The organism is Capnocytophaga bilenii, assembly GCF_017565765.1.
In the GTDB taxonomy this organism is placed as follows: Bacteria; Bacteroidota; Bacteroidia; order Flavobacteriales; family Flavobacteriaceae; genus Capnocytophaga; species Capnocytophaga bilenii.
Genome location: NZ_JAGDYP010000020.1, coordinates 1 through 1,281, shown reverse-complemented (window position 1 = coordinate 1,281; position 1,281 = coordinate 1). Strand labels below are relative to the sequence as shown.

The 1,281-nt window shown below is 44.0% G+C and carries 1 pseudogene; it reads left to right on the top strand.

The annotated features are described in order from the left end of the window. Window positions 1-1,281: pseudogene (locus J4N46_RS12545) on the top strand (gliding motility-associated C-terminal domain-containing protein); the annotation flags it as partial.

Below are 1,281 nucleotides of genomic sequence, written 5' to 3'. Positions count from 1 at the left end.
CAACAACAAGTGTAACTACTTCATCGGTAACGATAAACAACGTAGTAGTAACACCAAGTGCGCCAGGTACTTTGTCACCTACATTGAATCCTGACGGTACTATAACAGTACCAAATGGTTTAAGACCAGGTTTGTATACTATTACTTATGATGCTTGTGTGGTATCGGGTACTTGTGTGAGTGCAACAGCGACCTTGACAGTGAAACAGCCAGCGCCAGTAATACGCCCTGATAGCTTTACTGTAACAGGTACAGGCACACGTACAACGCCAAGTATATTAGACAATGACGATGTAGTAAATCCTGACGGCAGTACAACAAGTGCAACAGGTAGCAACGTAACAATTACTAATGTGGTTGTAACACCTACTCGTCCTGGTTACCCAGTACCAACAGTAAATCCTAATGGTACTATAACCATACCAGATAATGCTGCGCCAGGTTTGTATACGATTACTTACGATGTATGTACTGTAGCAACACCTACAGAATGTACCAGCGGAACAGTAACCTTTACGGTAGTTCCACAACAGCCTACATTGGTGGTAAATCCAGACCCATTGGTGGTAACAGGTACGGGCACCCGTACAACGCCAAGCGTACTTGACAATGACCACTTTGTAATGCCAAATGGAACAACAACAAGTGTAACTACTTCATCGGTAACGATAAACAACGTAGTAGTAACACCAAGCACGCCAGGTACTTTGTCGCCAACGTTGAACCCTGACGGTACGATAACAGTACCAAATGGTTTAAGACCAGGTTTGTATACTATTACTTATGATGCTTGTGTGGTATCGGGTACTTGTGTGAGTGCAACAGCGACCTTGACAGTGAAACAGCCAGCGCCGGTAATACGCCCTGATAGCTTTACTGTAACAGGAACAGGCACACGTACTACGCCAAGTATATTAGACAATGACGATGTAGTAAATCCTGACGGTAGCACAACAAGTGCAACAGGTAGCAACGTAACAATTACTAATGTGGTAGTAACGCCTACTCGTCCTGGTTATCCAGTGCCAACAGTAAATCCTAATGGTACTATTACCATACCAGATAATGCTGCACCAGGTTTGTATACGATTACTTACGATGTATGTACTGTAGCAACACCTACAGAATGTACCAGCGGAACAGTAACCTTTACAGTAGTTCCACAACAGCCTACATTGGTGGTAAATCCAGACCCATTGGTGGTAACAGGTACGGGCACCCGTACAACGCCAAGCGTACTTGACAATGACCACTTTGTAATGCCAAATGGAACAACAACAA